This is a genomic window from Clostridium sp. MCC328, assembly GCF_018785465.1.
GTDB lineage: Bacteria > Bacillota > Clostridia > Lachnospirales > Lachnospiraceae > Pilosibacter > Pilosibacter fragilis.
In genome coordinates this window covers 1-21,350 of the sequence record NZ_WQPW01000060.1, presented here as the reverse complement: position 1 = coordinate 21,350, position 21,350 = coordinate 1, and the positions used below count along the sequence as shown (strand labels likewise).

General features: G+C 49.2%; 16 protein-coding genes. 3 read left to right on the top strand and 13 right to left on the bottom strand.

Annotation, left to right across the window (positions count from 1 at the left end; all coding sequences use genetic code 11):
• Positions 1-39: 39 nt before the first annotated feature.
• From GPK83_RS09670 to hrcA, 5 genes are all read right to left on the bottom strand, one after another.
• Positions 40-1,311 carry an SLC13 family permease gene (locus GPK83_RS09670; RefSeq protein WP_215704656.1) on the bottom strand — a complete coding sequence of 424 codons (1,272 nt, stop codon included), beginning with the start codon at positions 1,309-1,311 and terminating at the stop codon, positions 40-42.
• Positions 1,312-1,686: 375 nt separating this feature from the next.
• Positions 1,687-2,835, bottom strand: a complete 1,149-nt coding sequence (gene dnaJ, locus GPK83_RS09665) for a molecular chaperone DnaJ (RefSeq protein ID WP_215704655.1) — start codon at positions 2,833-2,835, stop codon at positions 1,687-1,689.
• Between the two features lie 350 nt (positions 2,836-3,185).
• Positions 3,186-5,063: a molecular chaperone DnaK gene (gene dnaK, locus GPK83_RS09660; protein WP_117470916.1), complete on the bottom strand. Its 1,878-nt coding sequence runs from the start codon at positions 5,061-5,063 to the stop codon at positions 3,186-3,188.
• Positions 5,064-5,147: 84 nt separating this feature from the next.
• Positions 5,148-5,723, bottom strand: coding sequence for a nucleotide exchange factor GrpE (grpE, locus tag GPK83_RS09655; RefSeq protein ID WP_242990593.1), 576 nt, complete (start codon positions 5,721-5,723; stop codon positions 5,148-5,150).
• 8 nt (positions 5,724-5,731) lie between these two features.
• Positions 5,732-6,784, bottom strand: coding sequence for a heat-inducible transcriptional repressor HrcA (hrcA, locus tag GPK83_RS09650; protein WP_117470917.1), 1,053 nt, complete (start codon positions 6,782-6,784; stop codon positions 5,732-5,734).
• 382 nt (positions 6,785-7,166) lie between these two features.
• On the opposite strand from hrcA, the gene GPK83_RS16885 reads away from it, so the two are divergent.
• On the top strand, positions 7,167-7,880 hold the full coding sequence (locus GPK83_RS16885; protein ID WP_015555032.1) for a 3D domain-containing protein: 714 nt from the start codon (positions 7,167-7,169) through the stop codon (positions 7,878-7,880).
• A 203-nt stretch (positions 7,881-8,083) separates the two neighbouring features.
• Here GPK83_RS16885 and glgD read toward each other — a convergent pair whose 3' ends face one another.
• From glgD to lepA, 5 genes are all read right to left on the bottom strand, one after another.
• Positions 8,084-9,223 carry a glucose-1-phosphate adenylyltransferase subunit GlgD gene (glgD, locus tag GPK83_RS09640; protein ID WP_215704654.1) on the bottom strand — a complete coding sequence of 380 codons (1,140 nt, stop codon included), beginning with the start codon at positions 9,221-9,223 and terminating at the stop codon, positions 8,084-8,086.
• On the bottom strand, positions 9,217-10,425 hold the full coding sequence (locus tag GPK83_RS09635; RefSeq protein WP_117470919.1) for a glucose-1-phosphate adenylyltransferase: 1,209 nt from the start codon (positions 10,423-10,425) through the stop codon (positions 9,217-9,219). The genes glgD and GPK83_RS09635 overlap by 7 nt, the downstream gene beginning before the upstream one ends.
• A gap of 297 nt (positions 10,426-10,722) precedes the next feature.
• Complete coding sequence (gene hemW / locus GPK83_RS09630) at positions 10,723-11,850, bottom strand: radical SAM family heme chaperone HemW (protein WP_252196308.1); 1,128 nt, start codon at positions 11,848-11,850, stop codon at positions 10,723-10,725.
• A gap of 8 nt (positions 11,851-11,858) precedes the next feature.
• Entirely contained in the window at positions 11,859-12,872 is a 1,014-nt protein-coding gene (locus GPK83_RS09625; protein WP_215704653.1) for an NUDIX domain-containing protein, read from the bottom strand.
• 82 nt (positions 12,873-12,954) lie between these two features.
• Positions 12,955-14,769 (bottom strand): translation elongation factor 4, encoded by a 1,815-nt coding sequence (gene lepA / locus GPK83_RS09620; RefSeq protein WP_015555037.1) that lies wholly within the window; start codon positions 14,767-14,769, stop codon positions 12,955-12,957.
• 458 nt (positions 14,770-15,227) lie between these two features.
• Between lepA and GPK83_RS09615 the strand changes: the two genes are divergently transcribed.
• Positions 15,228-16,586: an MATE family efflux transporter gene (locus GPK83_RS09615; RefSeq protein ID WP_117472278.1), complete on the top strand. Its 1,359-nt coding sequence runs from the start codon at positions 15,228-15,230 to the stop codon at positions 16,584-16,586.
• Positions 16,587-16,603: 17 nt separating this feature from the next.
• On the opposite strand, the gene GPK83_RS09610 is transcribed toward GPK83_RS09615, so the two are convergent.
• Together GPK83_RS09610 and gpr are read right to left on the bottom strand one after the other, a co-directional pair.
• Positions 16,604-17,956 carry a stage II sporulation protein P gene (locus GPK83_RS09610; protein ID WP_252196307.1) on the bottom strand — a complete coding sequence of 451 codons (1,353 nt, stop codon included), beginning with the start codon at positions 17,954-17,956 and terminating at the stop codon, positions 16,604-16,606.
• 163 nt (positions 17,957-18,119) lie between these two features.
• Positions 18,120-19,181, bottom strand: a complete 1,062-nt coding sequence (gpr, locus tag GPK83_RS09605) for a GPR endopeptidase (protein WP_215704652.1) — start codon at positions 19,179-19,181, stop codon at positions 18,120-18,122.
• 180 nt (positions 19,182-19,361) lie between these two features.
• On the opposite strand from gpr, the gene rpsT reads away from it, so the two are divergent.
• Positions 19,362-19,625: a 30S ribosomal protein S20 gene (gene rpsT / locus GPK83_RS09600; RefSeq protein WP_215704651.1), complete on the top strand. Its 264-nt coding sequence runs from the start codon at positions 19,362-19,364 to the stop codon at positions 19,623-19,625.
• A gap of 424 nt (positions 19,626-20,049) precedes the next feature.
• Here rpsT and holA read toward each other — a convergent pair whose 3' ends face one another.
• A complete protein-coding gene (gene holA / locus GPK83_RS09595; RefSeq protein WP_144363489.1) occupies positions 20,050-21,027 on the bottom strand; it encodes a DNA polymerase III subunit delta in 978 nt (325 codons plus the stop codon).
• Between the last annotated feature and the right edge of the window lie 323 nt (positions 21,028-21,350).

Here is a 21,350-nt window from a genome sequence, read left to right as displayed (position 1 = left end):
TATTGAAATAACCGTTCTGGATCAAACTATCTTTAAATTTTACCCATACAGCGGCCAGAGCATCGGGATAAGCACAATACAAGCCACAAGGAATACAAGCACCAAACCGATATTACTCTTGAGATAATCAGAGAACTTATAACCGCCGTACGAATATATAAGGTTTGCAGGCGGACAAGCAATAGGCGTCAAAATACTCATGGTAGAAGCAATACCAAGAACCATGATCATCGCAGAAGGCACAACGCCAATTTCATTCGCCACCGAGATAACAATCGGCATCAGCAGAGTCACAGTGACCACATTGGACATAAACTGTGTCATAACAGTAGTCAGGACAAAGATAACAATGGTGATAAAATATACATTCGTAGAATTGCCAATAATTTTGAGCAGCAGACTTGCAATCATATCCGCAGCACCAGTACTCTTCAACGCAGAAGCCAGTGGAGTCATGCCTCCGAGGAGAATGATGGTCTTGATACTGACCAGTCGATAAGCCTGTTCCTCCGTGAAGATTCCAAGTAAAACATCAACTACAGCACCCATGATTGCAACAATGTAGGAAGGAATACCCGTCTCTTTCTCGAATATCATACCTAAGAAAACGGCCAATAAAACTACAACTGAAGCAGTCTGCTTCCACTGAGGAACATCCTTTGAGACTTTTTTCTCAAATAATGCATTATTTACCTTGTCCATTTTAATATCAGGTAATAATTTATAACCGATAAAGTAGATATAAAGTACCATGATAATTGTCAGAGGTACGCCGATCTTACTGATCTCAAAAAAACCAAACGGATAGCCCAACTCCTTGATCTGATCACCTATAAGAACATTAATGGCAGCATCACCCACCAGAGTGAGACGACCACCGGCCATAGCTCCAAGGAACGCAGACATCAACAGCTTGGAACAGCTAAAGTCAGTCGATGCACAAATTCCCATGATGATCGGAATAAAAACAGCTACAGTTCCTGAATTACTCAGACCGGCGGACATAATACTGGATAAGATAAGAATGGCAGTAATCATCTGACGCTCTGTCTTAGCAAAACGTGTAACCTTTGCAGCTACCTTATCACAGACACCGGTTTCGAACAGAGCGCTTCCAACAATAACAACGCCGATCAGCATGATAATCGTGGTACTTGCAAATCCGGAAATAGCTGCTTTTGGTTCTACGAGCCCGGTTACAACTAAGGTCAGTAAGGTCAACATGACCGTCATGTTAACTGGGATTTTTTCCAACAGAAAAGAGACCACAGCACAGATCAAGATAATAATTGTAAGTATCGCAGGATTCATATAGTTTCTCCTTTTTTCATTTAAAATTTTGTGTGGTTTTTTGTTTAATCTGTACAGAACCGTTTTCTTAAAACCATCATTTTTGTTACAAGTTCATTTTAACATATTTTGTTTTTTTTATAAAACAATGTAATCTTTCATTATTAACAAATCTTCTTTGTTGACTTTATCTAATTATCTTTTCCCATCTCTCTTCCCAAAATAGATCAGAAAATTCCATTTTGTAAATCTGTTACCGCGCTCTCCTTCTATAATATGGAAGAACAAAAATCCCACCAAATACATCACAGCTTCTTCTGTCATATATTTGATGGGATTTTGTCTTATCTTTATGAAAATATTATGTTCTGATTTCGTATATCCGTTGCAAGCGTATTAGTTCTTACTAAAAAATCCATGTTTCTTCTTTGTTCCTTCCGATGTAATTCCCTTCATTGCATCGTCGAAACGCTTCAGGGCTTCTTTCTGCTCCTCCGTAAGCTTCTCCGGAACCGTAACAACCAGCGTTACATAATGATCGCCGCGGATGTTCTTATTTCTGAGTGACGGAACACCCTTACCGCGGAGACGTACCTTCGTGTCGGTCTGGGTTCCCGGTTTTACCTCGTACTCAACCTCGCCGTCGACGGTCTTGATCTTGATCGGACCGCCAAGTGCTGCTGTCGCGAAAGAGATCGGCACGGTCGAGAAGATCGCCGTCTCCTGACGCATGAATACCGGGCTTCTGGATACGGTTACCTCAACGAGAAGGTCTCCTCTCTCGCCGCCGTTCGTTCCGGGCTCTCCTTTTCCTGCGATACGGATGCTCTGTCCGTTGTCGATACCTGCCGGGATCTTGACCTGAATCTTCTTCTTGCTGGAGATATATCCGGTACCGTAGCAGTCCGGGCACTTCTCCTTGACGATCTTACCGGTACCTCGGCAGTCCGGACATGTCTGGACATTCTGTACCTGACCGAAGAAGGACTGCTGGGTGTAGACGATCTTACCTTTACCGTTACATTTCGGGCAGGTAACCGGAGATGTACCAGGCTTTGCGCCTGTTCCGTGACATTTCGGACACTCATCCTTCAATGTGAGCTCGATCTCTTTCTCGCAGCCAAAGATTGCCTCTTCAAATGTGATCCTTACGCCGGTTCTTAAATTTGCGCCGCGCATGGGACCGTTGCTGCTTCTTCCGTAAGCGGAACGTCCACCTCCGAAGAAATCTCCGAAAATATCTCCAAAGATATCTCCCATGTCGGCTCCGTTGAAATCGAATCCGCCGTAGCCGCCGGCTCCGCCTGCGCCGCCCTCGAAGGCCGCATGGCCGAACTGGTCATACTTTCTTCTCTTTTCCGGATCACTTAAAACGCTGTATGCCTCGGAAGCTTCCTTGAACTTTGCCTCCGCCTCTTTATCTCCCGGATTTGCGTCCGGATGGTATTTCTTTGCAAGAACTCGATATGCTTTCTTTAACGCCGCTTCGTCCGCATCTTTCGGCACGCCGAGGACTTCGTAATAATCTCGCTTGGTCTCTGCCATTTCTTTATTCTTACCTTTCCTGTTAGTGAGCGGTACCACGCTTCACGCGTACCTTTTTACGGAACCTGCCGACGGAAGCTTTCTTCAGACGTCACGGCTGAGTCCTGCCGCGGCAATATTTCCGGATCGTTGCCGATCAAAATCTTGATATAAGGCAACCGAAAGAACGCCCAAGATGGGGCGTTCTTTCGGATTTATAGTGCCTGACTCGAGCTGTCTTCCTGTTTTCATTTCACAAAAACAAGAGACCTTTGGCGTCCGCCAAATGGTAATTCCGGCTAAAAAGAACTTATGCAAGCTATCTTGCAACGTCCTTTCCAGCCCTCATTGTCGCTCGATCAAACTGTTATTTAGACTTCTTTGTAGTCGCCATCAACGACATCATCGCCATATCCAGCCTGGCTTGCGCTCTGTCCAGCCTGCGGACCTGCCTGGCCCTGTGCGCCTGCTGCGCCCTGAGCTGCCTGAGCCTGCTCATAAACCTTTGCGAAGAGCTTCTGCGCGCTGTTCATGAGTTTCTCTTTCGCTGCCTTGATCTCCTCGACCTGGGCGTCTGTCATCTGCTCTGCCGGAGCTTTGTTGATCGCTTCCTTGAGGGCATTCAAGTCAGCCTCAACAGCGGCCTTATCGTTTGCATCGATCTTATCGCCAACTTCTTCCATTGCCTTCTCTGTCTGGAATACCATGGAATCAGCTTCATTTCTTGTATCGATCGCTTCTTTCTTCTTCTTATCCTCAGCCTCGTAAGCTGCAGCCTCCTTAACAGCCTTATCGATATCATCCTTGGACATATTGGATCCGGATGTGATGGTGATGTGCTGCTCTTTGCCTGTGCCGAGGTCCTTAGCGGATACGTTTACGATACCATTTGCATCGATATCGAAGGTAACTTCGATCTGCGGAACACCTCTTCTTGCCGGAAGGATACCGTCAAGACGGAACTGGCCAAGAGTCTTGTTGTCTCTTGCGAACTCACGCTCACCCTGTACAACGTGGATATCTACGGCTGTCTGGTTATCAGCAGCTGTGGAGAATACCTGGCTCTTCTTTGTCGGGATCGTTGTGTTTCTCTCGATCAGCTTTGTAGCAACGCCGCCCATTGTCTCGATGGAAAGGGAAAGCGGAGTTACATCGAGAAGAAGGATGTCACCTGCACCGGCATCGCCTGCTAACTTACCACCCTGGATCGCTGCACCGATGGCTACGCACTCATCCGGGTTTAAGCTCTTGCTCGGCTCTTTGCCTGTTAACTGTTTAACCTTTTCCTGTGCGGAAAGCATACGTGTGGAACCACCTACGAGGAGAACCTTGGAGAGCTCTGCTGCTGTTAAACCAGCGTCTCTTAACGCGTTCTGTACCGGAATTGCTGTTCTCTCAATGAGATCACTTGTCAGCTCATCGAATTTAGCTCTTGTGAGGTTCATATCTAAGTGCTTCGGTCCCTCAGCAGTTGCTGTGATGAACGGAAGGTTGATGTTTGTTGTTGTTGCGGAAGAAAGCTCTTTCTTTGCTTTCTCAGCAGCTTCTTTTAATCTCTGAAGTGCCATCTTATCACCGGAAAGATCTACGCCCTCTGTCTTCTTGAACTCGTCGATCATCCACTGTGTGACACGGTTATCGAAATCATCACCGCCGAGGTGTGTATCACCGTTCGTCGCAAGAACTTCGATAACGCCGTCACCGATCTCGATGATGGAAACATCGAATGTACCGCCGCCGAGGTCATATACCATGATCTTCTGCTCTTTCTCGTTGTCAAGACCGTAAGCAAGGGCTGCCGCTGTCGGCTCGTTGATGATACGCTTTACATCAAGACCGGCAATCTTACCTGCATCCTTTGTTGCCTGACGCTGGGCATCGTTGAAGTAAGCCGGAACTGTGATAACAGCTTCTGTTACTTTTTCACCGAGGTAGCTCTCAGCATCTGCTTTTAACTTCTGAAGGATCATCGCGGAGATCTCCTGCGGTGTGTACTTCTTGCCGTCAATATCTACCTTGTAGTCGGTACCCATATGTCTCTTGATGGAGGAGATGGTTCTGTCAGCGTTTGTAACTGCCTGACGCTTTGCCGGCTCACCCACAAGTCTTTCTCCTGTCTTTGTAAATGCAACGATAGACGGTGTTGTTCTGACACCTTCTGTATTAGCGATAACTGTTGGTTTACCGCCTTCCATAACTGCTACGCAGCTGTTTGTTGTACCTAAGTCAATACCAATGATCTTACTCATAATGATTTTCCTCCTCTAAATTTGGAATATTAGGAATGAGTGGTCGTCCAGCAGTCTCTGCCGGATGATCACATTGTTTCAATGTTAGTTTGCAACCTGCACCATGCTGTGACGAACGATGGAATCTTTGTAGGTGTAGCCCTTCTGGAGTTCCACTGCCACAACATTCTCGCCGAGATTCTCATCCTCCACATGCATCACTGCGTTGTGGAAGTTCGGGTCGAACGGTTTTCCGACTGCCTCGATCGGCTTAACGCCCATATCATCGAGTGTCTTTACAAATTGCTTATATATCTTTTCCATTCCGTCTGCAAACGCGGATCCTTTCGCGTCTTCCGGAATGGAATTAAGACCTCTTTCAAAGTTATCGACGATCGGAAGGATCTTTTCGATTACATCCTTCGCACCGATCTCATACATTGCGGACTTTTCCTTGTCCGTTCTCTTGCGGTAGTTATCAAACTCCGCCATGGATCTCTTGAGCTTGTCATTTAACTCATCGATCTTCTCGTCCTTCGGATCTTTCTTCTTTTCAGAAGCTTTTTCCTCTTTTTCGGACGTCTCTTTATTTTCTTTTTCGGAAGCGGCTGTCTCTTTGGTTTCTTTTTCCTCAGAAACGGCTTTTTCCGTTTTCTCTTTTTCTAACTCTTTCTCTTTCACTGCTCTCTTCACCTTTCATTTTTAAACGTTTCGTTCAGCTGCGCAACTAACGATCTCAAGGTCGATACGACTTTTTCGTAGTCCATTCGTTTTGGTCCCACGATACCGATCGTTCCGCGCATCCCATCGCCGAGCGCATAATTTGCGGTTACGATGCTGCAGTCTTTCATGCTCTGGACCGGAGTTTCATCTCCGATATAGACCTGAATTTCATTGTCCGGATCATCCGTTTTATTCTGCTGCTGCCCGTCGATCAGTCCCCTGAGAAGTTCTTTATGTTCCAAAGTACCGATCAGCTGGCTCGCTTTTTCCGTATCGGAAAGCTCCGGGTATTTGAAAATATTGGTTGCCCCGCTGGTATAGATCTGGAGATCTTCGTCCTGGGACCGGATCACTTCACTGACTTCATTCAGCACCAGATCCACCACTCTTCTGTGGGATCCGGCCTGTTCTTTCATTTTTGCGATCACGCCAAGGTTGATCTCCTCGATCGTCAGACCGTTCAGGCTGCTGTTTAAAAGAATATTTAAATTCAGAAGCTCTTCGTCACTGAGTTCCTCATCGATCGTAACAAAGGAGTTTCTTATAATATTTCCTTCCACAACGACTACCACCAGAAGTTTGTGTTCCTCCACCTTCGAGAGCTGGATAAACTTTAACTTTGTCTGGTTGTAACTCGGTCCGCTGATCAGGGTCGCATAGTTCGTATTGTTGGCAAGAACCTTTGCAAGCTGCTTCAGAAGCAGTTCCACGCGGTCTACCCGCTGGATCATCAGTTCCTGCATATGCTCGACCTGACTATCTTTTTCCTTGATGATCTGGTCAACATAGAAGCGGTAACCTTTATCGGAAGGAATTCGTCCCGCCGAGGTATGCGGCTGAATGATGTAGCCAAGTTCTTCCAGATCAGACATCTCATTTCGGATCGTCGCGGAGCTGAGCTTCAGATCCGAGTATTTGGAAATCGTTCTGGATCCCACCGGCTCACCGGTCTCCAGATACGTCTGGATAATCGCTTTTAAAATTTTTTCTTTTCTCTCATCCAGTTCCAAAACTCTCACCTCTTCTTTATTAGCACTCTTTATTGAGGAGTGCTAACATTTACAGTTGTTACTATATTACTTAGTGTGTTGTTTGTCAAGGGCTTTTGATAATTTTCACATTTTTTTCACTATTTTTTTCATCGCCTTTTTCTACCAGGATTTTACAGGATCCGCCCGGCTTTCCCCTGGATTTTCCTGTGAATCCCGGGGGCTTTGCGTCACATTAAGAACATTTCTGCCATATGGGGGGACTGTTTGCGTCCTGGCAGTAATACCCAAAAACTTGACAAATTTGGAAAATTATGTATAATACATACTTGTTTCCAAATTGTTACATTTCTATTACACATCTGCATATAATTTGTAATAGATATGAAACAAAAAAAGAAAGGATTGTTATATGAAGAAATTTAGATTGACCATCTGTGTTTTACTGACCGTCATTTCGATGCTCTTAAACACCGTATGTGCATTCGCAAGTACCCCGAAAAACTCTGGCCACCTGGACAGCATCGATGGAAATAAGGTTTCCGGATGGGCGTGGAACTCCGCTGCCCCGGATACCCCGGTCTCCGTCACCGTCACTGTGGCCAACTCCCATACAGGCGAGTCTCTTTTATCTGAGACCGCCGAAGCTGATATCGAGCGCAATGACTTAAAGGAAAGCGGCATCGGAAACGGTGCCCACGGCTTTGAGATCATGATCGACTGGTCCTCCATCCCGGATGATACCTACATGATCAAGCTCAGCGTGAACGGCACAGCACTTCCGTTAGCTTACCAGTACAATACCGCAACAAAGATCATCAAAAATGCCACCCTCGTTTCCTTAGGTACATTTAAGACCACAGCTTACTGCCCGTGCAGAAGCTGCTCCGAGGGCTACGGCCGTCTCACAAAGACCGGAACCCAGGCGACCGCAAGCCGCACCGTAGCCGTTGACCCGCGGGTCATTCCGCTTGGAAGCCACCTTTTGATCGATGGTGTCGAGTATATCGCTGAGGACGTCGGAGGCGGCGTCAAAGGAAAACATATCGATATTTTTTACAACACACATTCGGAAACAAGAGATCACGGCGTTGAGCGGTCTGAGGTCTATCTGATCCAGTCTTAAGTTCATCTGCCCCGTTATATGAGTTTCCACCCGATATATGACAGGACTGGAAGGACATCCACTAATAAATTCTTCCTGCTACATGGCAAAAAAGGGAATCTCTCCTGAGCATGCGAAAATGCTCATGAAAGATTCCCTTTCTTAATTATACATATCTTATGTGAGTCAGGACCTCTCCTGAATTCACAGGCTTGCTCCTATCTTTAAACAGTATGCCCCTTCGCCACATAAAACGGCTGTGTATCCGTTCCTTTCAGCTCCTGGCCAACCTCAATCGTCACGTTCTTGTCTGTGACAACGTAATCCAGCCGTGCGCCTGCATTCACCACCGTATCCTGCATCAGGACACTGTTTCTGATCTTTGCGCCCTTTGCGATCTTAATGCCTCGGAAGAGAACACAGTTCTCCACATCGCCTTCGATCACGCAGCCATCAGCCACAAGGTTATTTTTTGTCTTACATCCGTTAATATATCTTGTCGGGTTGTCATCACGGATCTTTGTGTAGATCTGGCCGCCGGTAAACAGCGCGTCCAGATTCTCATCATCGAGAAGTTTCATATTCTCATCGAAGTAGCTCTTTAAGCCGCAGATCCTCGCGTAATATCCATCATATTTATATCCGCGGATATTGTACTTCTCAAGACGCGGTGCAAGGATATCACGCTCGAAGCAGGAGTATCCACGTACAAATGCCGCATGGATCTTATCCATCAGTGCTTCTCTATCCATAATATAAATATTCATGGAGAGGTTCTGTTTTCCGCACATTTCAGAATTCATAAAGATCCGTCTCACGCGTCCGTCATCAAGCTTTAACGTGTAATACATATCCCCGTGGGAACCTGCGCGGATCAGTTCCGCCGGAATCTCCTGCTCCGTGTAGGCAACCGTCACATCGGCACCGCTCTCGATATGTTCCGCTAACATTGCGTTGAAATCAAAATCCACCGCGATATTGGCGTCCATCATGATCACATACTTTTCTTTTTTGCTTTTCAGATACGGAAGGATGCTCTCAAGTGCCTCGACGCGTCCGCTGTAGACCTTCATATTTTTCTCCGCATAGGGCGGAAAAATACTGAGGCCTCCGTTTTTTCTGAGAAGATCCCACGCTCGTCCGGAGCCCAGATGGTCCATCAGGGAATGATAATTCTCCCGGACCACGATGGCAATATTGCTGATCCCGCAGTTTGCGAGACTGGAAAGCAGGAAGTCGATGATCCGGTAACGTCCCGCAAACGGGATCGATGCCATCAGGCGGTCACCCGCAAGCTCCGGCACCAGATTATCATAACTGTTTGGAAAAATAATACCGATCGCATTTGCATTGGAATTTACCATTGTTCTTCACCATCCTCCACATTTTTATTGACCATGGCGTTCGGGCCGATCTTTGCGCCCTTTCCGATGGTGATTCCGGAACCGATCGTCGCAACGCCGTGTTCTTCCCCCTTCGGCATGGATCCAACAACGGCATTTTCACCGATCACAACATTTTCCGCGACGATACAGTGTTCTACAACAGCTCCGGCCTTTATGACCGTTTTGCCCATGACAACGGCATCTTCGATCTTCGCTCCCTTTTCTACCCTGACACCGGAGAACAGGATCGAATGCTTAATACTTCCGTCGATCCGGCATCCGTCTGTGATCATGGAATTCTCAACGACTGCGTTGGAGCCGATCTTGTGACCGGTCATACCGCTGTTCCGGCTGTAGATCTTCCAGTTTTCATCAAAGATATCGATCCCGCTGTGTTCCGGATCAAGAACCTCCATATTTGCCTCCCAGAGGGATGAGATCGTTCCAACGTCCTTCCAGTATCCCGCAAAGTGGTACGCGTACATCTTCCGTCCGTCTTTTAAGAGGTTCGGAATGATGTTGTTTCCGAAATCATTCTCGGAATTCGGGTCTGCCTCATCCTCGATCAGGTACTTCTTTAAAATATCCCAGTTAAAGATATAGATTCCCATGGAAGCCAGATTCGACTTCGGGTTCTTCGGTTTCTCCTGAAACTCTGTGATCCGGTCGTCCCCATCCGCCACCATCAGACCAAAACGGGATGCCTCGTCCCACGGCACTTCCATAACCGCGACACTGAATTCTGCGCCTTTTTCCTTGTGGAAGCGCAGGAAATCACTGTAATCCTGCTTGCAGATCTGATCACCGGATAAGATGATCACATACTGCGGATCGTAGCGCTCGATGAACGGAATGTTCTGATAGATTGCGTTTGCGGTTCCCTTATACCAGTCGGAACCGGATGCCTTCTGATACGGCGGCAGTACATGTACTCCACCGTAAAGACGGTCGAGGTCCCACGGCTGGCCGTTTCCGATATACTCATTCAGTACCATCGGCTGGTACTGGGTCAGAATTCCCACGGTATCAATTCCGGAATTTACGCAGTTCGAGAGCGGAAAATCAATAATTCTGTATTTCCCGCCGAAAGGGACTGCCGGTTTTGCAAGCTTCTGTGTCAGTGCATAGAGTCTTGAACCCTGGCCGCCTGCAAGAAGCATTGCGATCATTTCCTTAGCCATAATAATATCCCCCTGTTTTTTGGATACAGTCTCTCCGTGCAAAATGTACAACCATGCATTTCATTGGATTGTACAAATCATATCACATTGTTGCCGTTTTTGATAGTGATTTTATGCACTTTTACCATGTTTTTTACATGATCTATATATGTATTCTGCTTTTTTATCCTCTGTACCATTTAAGCTGCGCTTATGATCTACTTGTTTTTTCTCAGCATGCATGCCCTTTTTCACTCCACGCAGGATCTCTGACATCGAAAACTACGGCTGAAAAAAAGCGCGGTCTCCGCAGGATCTTTAGTCCTGCAGAAACTGCGCCATAATATAATTGCTTACATCAAGTCCATAATCCGTCAGAACGAACCGGTCGCCCTGAAATACTGCCGCTTTTTCCTCCACAAACATTTCCATGAGCCCCGGATAGACGTCCTTCGCGGACACCCCGAACCTCCGCTCAAACTCCGGGAGGGACACCCCCGCTGTCATCCGTAGTCCCACATAGAAGAATTCCTCCTCCATGTCTTTCTTCGTGAGCTTTTCCACATCCGTAAACATCCCCGGCTTTTCTTCCAGATACTGCTTCATATCGGAATTGACCGCAAACCTACAGCCGTCCATGTAGGAGGATGCCCCGAGTCCCAGTCCCAGGTAGGGCAAGCCTGTCCAATAACCGATATTGTGGCGGCACGCTCTCCCCGGCTTCGCATAGTTTGAGATCTCGTACCGCTCATACCCACAGTCCCGCAGGAACCGCTTCGTCTCGTGGTACATCTCCCTCTCGGAATCCTCGTCGGGAAGAAGTTTCCGTCCCTCTTCGCTCCCGTACTTCTCACCGAAAGGAGTTCCATCCTCAATGATCAGGCTGTACGCCGAGATATGTTCCGGATTCAGGTCCGTGACCCGCTTTAAGGTGTCCTTCCAGGACTCGCGGGTCTGTCCCGGCAACGCTGACATAAGGTCGATATTGATGTTCGTGAACCCGCACTCCCGGGCCAGATGGAAGCTCTCCAGGAATTCCGCCCAGGTATGGATCCGGCCGAGAAGCTTTAGCTCTCTGTCATTTGCTGATTGGAGTCCAAAGCTCAGGCGATTGATCCCGGCCCGCCTGTAATCTGTGAGTTTCTCCCTTGTCACGGTTCCAGGGTTCGCCTCCATGGAGATCTCCGCGCCTTCCGCCACATGAAACGCCTTCCGCACATGTTCCATGATCCCGACAATCAGCGCCGAATCCGGCACGGACGGGGTTCCGCCGCCGATAAAGATCGTATCTACCGGAATGTCCCCGTATTTTTTTCCCATGGCGTCAATATCTTCCCTGAGCCGCCTCGTGTACAGGTTCTGGGTCTCCTGGTCCGTCGGAAATGAAAGGAAGTCGCAGTAAGCGCATTTTCTCACACAGAACGGCATGTGCAGATATAATTCCATGCCCCCGTTCATGCGAGAACCTCACTGAGCATCTCGATCTCGTCCTCGAACAGGCAGTATCCCGGATCATGGGCTTTCACCGCCGCCAGGACATCCTCGATCCGCATCCACTTCACAGACTCCACTTCTTCTTTCTGAAGCTTGAGTTTTTCGATCTCTACCGGCTTTTCATAAGCAAAAACATGACTCTTCTCATGATTCTTAAAGATCCGTCCATGGAACTCGCCTTCATAGTGTCCGTCATGGACCCCGACAAGCCGCAGGTCTTCCGGCTCTGCCGCAATTCCCAGCTCTTCCTTCAACTCCCTGAGCGCCGACTCCAGATAGTCCTGTCCCGCCGGAATATGCCCGGCGCTGGAGATATCGTAGCAGCCCCCGAAGGAGTCCTTCTCGCGGCTCCGCTTCTGTAAAAGCAGGTCATGTCCGCCGTCCCTCCGTCTTCTTACGACCCAGACATGGCTCGTCCGGTGCCAGTCACCGTTGAGATGGACCAGCGTGCGCTCTCTCACCTGCCCCGACGGCTCTCCATTCTCATCGAGGAGATCAAGAAGCTCCAGCGGTTTTCCGTCCAGGACCGCTTCCTTTAAGAGATCATCCTGGTAGCGGAGTTTCAAAGAGAAGAACGGTGCTTCCTCGTCGAGAAGCCGATGGAAGATCCGGTCGCCTTCCCAGAGGTTCAGGCTGTTGATCTCAGTCTTAGGAACCCACTCCAGAGTACCCTCATTGCAGTCTGCCAGCTCACCTGTAAAGCCATCTGCCGTGTAGAGGAAAATGTACTCCATTTCGGCATCATCCTCATTGTACATGAAAGTCAGAACGCCCCGAAGTCTATAGCTTGTGAGTGTCAGGCCTGTCTCCTCCTTCGTCTCCCTTAAAATGCAGTCCTCCGGGCTCTCCCCCCGCTCAAACTTCCCGCCAATGCCGATCCACTTGTCTTTATTGACGTCGTGTTTCTTCTTGATACGATGGATCATCAGGTATTTGTCATCTTTTTCAATGTAGCATAATGTTGTAAGCTTCATAATAGTTCCTCATCTATGTGCAAAAAAGTCCATTTCTTCGAACGATCTGAAATGGACTTTTTATCTGAATCAATATTTTAATTTACTCCTCGTCCAGCTTCAGAACGCTCATAAACGCCTTCTGCGGAATCTCCACGTTTCCGACCTGGCGCATACGCTTCTTGCCTTCCTTCTGCTTCTCGAGAAGCTTCTTCTTACGGGAGATATCGCCGCCGTAGCACTTCGCGAGGACATCCTTTCTCATGGCTCTCACCGTCTCACGGGCAATGATCTTGCCACCCACAGCGGCCTGGATCGGAATCTCGAATAAATGCTTCGGGATCTCATCCTTCAGCTTTTCGCACATCTTTCTGCCGCGCTCGTAAGCGGATCCCTCAAACACGATGAAGGAAAGGGCATCCACAGTTTCCTTATTGATCAGGATATCGAGTTTTACAAGCTGTGACTGCTCGTATCCCTTCAACTCGTAGTCGAAGGACGCGTAACCGCGGGATCTTGATTTCAGCGCGTCAAAGAAGTCGTAGATGATCTCGTTTAACGGGAGCTCATACTTTAAGAGTGCACGCGTCTCTTCCATATATTCCATGCCGAGGTAAACGCCGCGGCGCTCCTGGCATAACTGCATGATCGCGCCCACAAATTCTGTGGTCACCATAATCTCTGCGGAGACGATCGGCTCCTCCATATATTCGATCTCGGACGGATCCGGCATGTTGGACGGGTTCGTGAGGTCGATCACCTCGCCGTTCGTCTTGTGGATCCGGTATACAACGCCCGGTGCTGTCGTCACGAGGTCAAGGTTGTACTCGCGCTCCAGGCGCTCCTGGATGATCTCCAGGTGTAAAAGCCCTAAGAATCCGCAGCGGAATCCGAAGCCCAGCGCGATGGATGTCTCCGGCTCAAAGAACAGGGACGCATCGTTTAACTGCAGCTTCTCTAAGGCATCACGGAGCTCCGGATATTTCGCTCCATCCGCCGGATAGAGTCCGCAGTACACCATCGGTGTTACCTTCTTATATCCCGGAAGCGGGGACGCGCACGGATTTAAGCGGTTCGTCACCGTATCACCCACGCGGGTATCTTTCACATTCTTGATGCTGGCTGTAATGTATCCAACCATGCCGGCCCGGAGCTCATCACAGGGGATAAATTGGCCTGCGCCGAAATATCCGACCTCAACGACATCGTAGGAAGCTCCCGTCGCCATCATCTGGATCGGGGTGCCTTTCTTCACGGTTCCCTCTTTCACACGGCAGAATACGATAACACCGCGGTAGGAATCGTAGAGGGAGTCAAAGATCAGCGCCTGAAGCGGTGCCTCCGGATCTCCCTTCGGAGCCGGGATCTTATGGACGATTGCTTCCAAAACATCCTCGATATTGAGTCCCATCTTCGCGGAGATCCTCGGTGCGTCGTGAGCCTCAAGTCCGATCACGTCCTCAATCTCCTCCGCCACACGGTCCGGATCAGCGCTCGGAAGGTCGATCTTATTGATGACCGGGACAACATCAAGATCATGGTCAAGGGCAAGATACACGTTTGCAAGCGTCTGGGCCTCAATGCCCTGAGCTGCATCTACAACAAGGATCGCACCGTCACACGCCGCAAGGCTTCGGGACACCTCATAGTTAAAGTCCACGTGACCTGGGGTATCGATCAGGTTAAAGATATACTCCTCGCCGTCCTTTGCCTTGTAAACCGTGCGGACTGCCTGGGATTTGATCGTGATTCCGCGCTCTCTCTCAAGATCCATATTGTCAAGGATCTGGGCCTGCATCTCACGGCTGGTTAAAAGACCGGTCTTCTCGATAATGCGGTCCGCCAGCGTGGATTTACCGTGGTCGATATGGGCAATGATACAGAAATTTCTGATTTTATCCTGGGAATAATGAACCATTCATGTTCCTCTCTTCTATATGATTTCTTCTTTATATGATCCATTTCTCTGTCACTGCTTGTCGAACCATCAGATCTTTACTCCTGATCGTTCGGTCCATCGGAAAATACCTTTATACACAGGAATTTCTCCCTTGGGGAAAGAAATGGCAATTTATCATGTTAAATATAGCATTTTTTAGGTTTCCGCGCAAGCAGTAGTATGAGGTTTGAATGTGATAAAAAATAGACAAAAAGCTGACAAATTACAATTCTTTTATGTGTTGTAAAATCAATTGACATTCTATCCATTCTGATTTAGACTTTAATTAACATTTTGTCACGTATATTCAGGACTTTTCTTCGTCCCGTCACCCGTCCACCTTTTCTATCATTTCAGCAGCTATCCTTCATGTTCGCAGATCCTGTATATTCCTTGACCGTTCTGCGTTTTCTGAATGGCTGCCCGGGAGATAACATATGAATCAAACTCGGAAAAAACAGCAGTCCATGGACATGACCTCAGGGTCCATCACAAAGCTCCTGATCATGTTCGCGGTTCCCCTCGTGATCGGAAACCTTTTTCAACAGCTATACAACACTGTGGACAGTCTCGTTGTTGGAAACTTTGTCGGCTCCCATGCTCTCGCCGCCGTAGGTTCCACCACCAGCATCATCAACATGATCGTCATGTTCTTTACCGGTACCTCTGTTGGTGCCGGCGTCGTCATCAGCCGGTACTACGGGGCCCACGATGATGAAAAGCTTCACATTGCCGTGGAGACCACGATGGCAGTGACTTTCATCTGTGGGATCATTTTTACAGGTCTTGGAATCTTTGTTGCCCCCTATATGTTAAAATTTATGTCCACACCGGATGATGTCCTGCCGTCCGCCTCCGTATACTTAAAGATCTATTTTTCCGGCGTTTTCGGTCTGCTTGTATACAACATGGGAAGTGCTATCCTGCGTGCCGTTGGCGATACGAAGCGGCCGCTGTACTTCCTCTGTCTCTCCAGTGTCATGAATATCGGCCTTGACCTTCTTTTTGTAGTGGGCTTCGGCATGGCCATCGAGGGGGTTGCCTACGCGACGATCATCTCCCAGTTTGTTTCCGCAATTCTCGTGCTCATCGTTCTCACCAGAAGCACGGAGAATTACCGCCTGACCTGGAAGGACCTGCGGATCAACAAAAAAATCTTCCGGCAGATTCTCATGGTCGGACTACCGACAGGATTTCAGCAGTCACTGACATCATTTTCCAACGTGTATGTCCAGTCCTACATCAACACCTTCGGATCCAGCTGTATGGCCGGATGGAGCAGCTACTCAAAGATCGACCAGTTTGTTTTCCTTCCGATGCAGAGTATCGGACAGGCATCCACGACCTTTATGAGTCAGAACCTGGGAGCCGGGAATCTGCCCCGCGCGAAAAAAGGAACCGGTGTGGCTCTCCGGCTGGCACTCCTTATTACATTCGCCAGCGCTGGGATCCTTTTCCTCTTTGCACCTCGGCTCGTCGCAGTCTTCAACCAGGAGCCTGACGTTGTCCGGTACGGAACCATGTTTCTCCGGATGAACGTGTTCATGCTGGCATTCTGCTGCCCGAACCAGGTCGTTGCGGGCGCGATGCGCGGAGCCGGAGATTCCAGGACACCAATGCTGATCATGCTGTTCTCCTTTGTCCTGTTCCGCCAGATCTATCTCTATATCGCGACCTCGATCTGCAATACAGCCGCAGTTGTCGGATTCGGATATCCAGTGGGCTGGATCGTAGCTTCGGTTCTCGTAGAGCTCTACTATATGTCCGGAAAATGGGAGAAAAAGATCAATATGTAACCTCTTCCCATGTTCTGTTATTCTCCTGTCAGTACCTGATCCAGGAGATCGGATAACGGCATCATCGCCGCTTTCGCCTCCGCATACGTGTTTGTCTGGGCGCCCACCTCGATGAGGGCGGAACGCGCCCGGACATGCTCGTTATAGCGGAGGCCTTTTAAATAGATCTTTCGCGTAAGTCCCGGATATTTTCCAGCAGCCAGAAGCTGCATCTGGAAGCTGAACGCCAGGTTTTCCTTGAGATTTGGATTCGGAAGATACTCGATGGGGCCGTCCGGGCTCATGGATGTCCCGTTGAAGAACATGATCTTCGCGGTCTCCGTCCCGTCGATCTCCGTCACAAGTCTCGTCCCATCCGAGACGCCATCCCGGTGGACATCCAAGACCACCTCGATAGACGGGTATTTCTGCAGGAGACCAGAGATCCCGTCGAGGGCGTAGGTGTACGCCGCACTGCGGTCCAGCTTTCCGTTCCGGTAATCGTAGACGCTCTCATCATGGTAGACGTTGTACCCCTTTTCCCTGAGGAGCTTCGCCAGGCACTCTCCGAGGTGGATCACGTCCGCCTCCGAATTTTCCGGGTAGTCGGCGTAGGTCTCCTGGGAGTGGGTGTGGTAGATCAGGATCTGGGGGATGTCGGCGTTTTTTTCGATGGAAAGGTCCGCGGCGAGGAAATTCTCCGCCCGCATCAGGTCCCGGCCCGCCGTTGTTGTGGGGTGGACGTTGTAGAATTTTTTCATCAGGTAGTCGTAATCGTTGAGTTTTTCTAAAATGATGCCGGAATTTCCGGTGTTGAAGGTTCCTGCTGCGAGCAGGCCTGCGAGTGTCGTCTTTTCATTCTGGGATGATCCGTTTTCTCCAGTTCCGCTTTTTCCCGAATTCCCCCATTCTTCTGAACTTTCTGTATTTGCTCTGTCTTGTGCATTTTCATCCGCATTTCCGCTTCCCCATGCATTCTTCCTACGATCATCTCCGTAAACTCCCTGATTTTGTTCCCTGTCTGCGATCCATTCTGCCCGTAGCACCCCATTCTCATTCTCGATCCCAAATATCTCCTCATACTCCTTTGTCCGCCTGCTGCCATTTTTTCTGCTCTCCAGATAAAAAGCCGTACCCTCATCCTCCTTCCACGCCGGAAGAAATCCCCGCACCACATCATCCGCGATCCGTACCGCGTAATTTTCATAGAAATCCTTCCATGCGTCCGCACACAACCCACGTCCGAAATACAGCGCCGCCACGCAGACCACCGCCAACACGATCCACCGCCCGGCATACTGGATCATCCTGATGATATTTCCGATCATCTGCGCAACAAACAGGCGGTCCGCCTGAAGCATCCGCTTAAAATAGTACCATCTCCGCCTCATATCTGCCGCCTGATTCGCCGTTTCTTTACAGTTTATGTGAATATGCGGTTATTCAGTACCTGCGCAGCCATACTGCCGTCGCAAAATCCGAACCATATCAGCCAGGCACCAACAGCCATTTCCGAATAAAAAATGCAGAGTTTTTCACACATATCACGCGAATCTATACAGTTCTGAACAACGCCTCATGGATCGCCTCCGAGATCGTAAAGCTCAGAAAATCCACCCGCTCATCAATATCATGGGGCGTCACATACATGGGACCGAGGTCCGGCTTTAAGAGTTCCTTAACAAGCTCATAAGATTCTTCTACCCGAAGAATTTCCAGCTTCTTCTCTCTAAATTTTCTTTTCTTTTCACCATTTCGATCCCTGTCCGAGTCCTCTGCTTCCATCACCTCATCATCTTTTTCCAAAACATCACACCCTATCTTCTCCCTCAACACCTCCGTCATCGCCCCAACCGTATCATACACGATTGCTGCCGCCCCGACGACCATCGGAATCCCGATCGCAAACACAGGAATCCCCAGTGTCTCCTCCGTCAGCCCGCTCCGGTGATTCCCGACCCCGGATCCCGGCTGGATCCCCGTATCGGATAGCTGCACCGTGACTCCCAGTCTCCCGGCACTTCTCGCCGCCAACGCATCCACAACGATCACTGCGTCCGGCTCCGTCTCCTGCACAATGCCTTTCACGATCTCCGCCGTCTCCATCCCCGTCTGCGCCATGACCCCCGGCGTGATCCCGCTTAAGACCGGATACCCGTGCTTCCTGCAAAAATCCGTCCCATACTCCAGCTCCAGATGCCTCGTCGCCTGAAGATGCTCCAAAACCTTCGGACCCAAAGCATCCGGCGTCGCCTCCGGATTTCCCAGGCCAACGACCAGAGTTCTCACCGGCCGCCCCATCTTCTCCGTCTCAAGCCCATGCTCCTTTAGCATCCCCCGCAAAAGCCCCGCCAACTCCTCCGAGACCTCCCTGTGATAATCATCATCCTTCTTCGCCAGCGAAGCCGCCTCCACCGTCAAATACATCCCCACCGGCTTTCCCAGCGCCTTCTCTCCTCTCTCATCACACACCGCGACCTCCGTCACCCGGATCCCAGTCTCCTCCTTCTCCCACTCCCGCACCCGGATCCCCGGAATCTCACTCCCCTGCACCTTCTCCCTCTCCTCCAGCGCCAGATCCGTCCTCACTGTAAACTCCACATCCGCCTGTCTCATAAACACGCCTCCTATCTCAACTTTCTCCTTATTTTTCTCGCAAAAAAGCAATTTATGTATTGACATACCGGGAAATATTCGCTAGAATGTAATAGTATGTTTACATTGAACTGTCCGTGTCCAGGCTTTGATGCAAAACAAACAGAGATAATTTTTTAAAATAATATGGAGGTGTACAGATTGGCTAACATCAAATCTGCAAAGAAAAGAATCGTAGTATCAGAGACAAGAGCTGCTAGAAACAAAGCAATCAGATCCAAAGTGAAAACTTTCGTTAAGAAGGTAGAGGCTGCAATTACTGCTGGTGACAAGGCTGCTGCACAGGCTGCACTTCTTGCTGCTACAAGCGAAATCGATAAGGCTACTTCCAAGGGCGTATATCACAAGAATACCGCTTCCAGAAAAGTATCCCGTTTGGCTAAAGCTGTAAGCGCAATGGCTTAATTTATCATCGAACTGGATTATTACGCATAAATAAAAGAACCGCTGTTTCCGAGGGTGTGTCAGAAACAGCGGTTCTTTTTTATATCTCAGCACCGATCAATGTACCCAGCAGGTTCGGAGACTCCTGCTCGATCTTTCTTATCGGATCCAGCTCCAGCACCGGTCAATGTACCCAGCTCCATCCAACCCCCAGCGCAGGCCTGACTTCGGACCCGGGTGCCTGATTGCGGGGGCTCTGGCTTCCTCTTGGCTCGCAGGAAAATGCGTTGGAGGAAAGGTGACACTTGTCTGAGCGCAGCGAGTTGTGTCACCTTTTCTCCGCCCTTAGCATTTTTCTGCAAGCTTAGAGGAACCGCCCCTGAAATCCACCAGCACCCGAATCCGAAGCCAGGCCTGCGCGTCCTTTTGCCAAGTTGATCCAACCTTACTCATACTTCTTCGCAATCAGCAACTCCACCGCCAACCGATCCGAGAGTCGACCGGTTTTCACAGCCTCCTCCGATTCCACACAAAACTCCACATAAGAAAGAATCTGCTCCCTCGTAAACGCCCTCGCCTGCGCCATCAGCTTCCCCGCCACAAACGGCGGTACCTTCACCCTGGACGCGATCTCACTCTTCTGCGCCCCCTTCCCCGCCAATTCCTTCACCTGCAGAAGCTGGTTAAACTGCTTCGCGATCAAAAACATGATCCGCATCGGCGGCTCCTTCAGAGTCAGAAGATCCTCATAGAGATCCATCGCCTTCCTCGTATTCCCCGCCACGATCGCCGTCACCATCTCAAAGATCCGGTTCGTCACATGGACCGTCCCTACAGCCTCCACGTCCTCCTTCGTGATCACCTCGCGCCCCATGGTATAGCAGATCAGCTTCTCCAGCTCCATCCTGATATTCTCCATGTCATCCCCTGTCCGCTCCATAAAATACTCCATGACCTGGCGCGTGATCTTCTTCCCGTCCTTCGAAAGGATCCCCGCTGCCCAGCGCATCAGCTGGTCCGCGTCCTGCTTCTTTAATTCCGCTGCATACCCGTTGTCCTTCACCTTCTTGTAGAGCTTATTCCTCTTGTCGACCTCATTCTCCACAAACACCATACATGTAGACTCCGGGATCTCCGGGATATAATTCACAAGCTCCTCCGGCGCACTGCTCTTAAAAAATCCGCTGCCATCGATCAGCACAAGTCTCCGCTCAGCAAAAAAAGGCATGGTGTCCGCGAGACTAATGATCTCTTTCACATCCGGTCCCTTGCCCTCAAAATAATTATAATTCATCGTGTCATCCCCGGCGATCGCCTCCCGGAGACGCTTTTTATAACTGTTCACAAGAAACGGCTCATCCCCAAACAGCAAATAGACTCTCCTAAATGTCTTATCCTTAATATCCTGGTTTAAAGTCTGCATAGCCGCCTCCGTAAACTGTCGTATTGATCATCTAAAACTTTTCTTATTTTATCAAATATCCGAAATACGGTCAAGCCGCGCCTTTCTTCGCTGCCGTCCTCATGAGCGTCTCTGCATCGGCGTCCCACATGAGCGTCGATGAAAAATAGAATCCTTTCATTTTGTTTCCTCCAGACAAAATGCATTATAGAAACGCGATGTAAAATGCAAAACGGACTTTTTGTAAAATCCTTGTAAGCGGAAAGTGACATACTCCCACCACTTAGCTCACGCTTGAAGTGGGGGCTTCTCGTTCGATTGCCCCGTTGGGCAAAGCATTCACG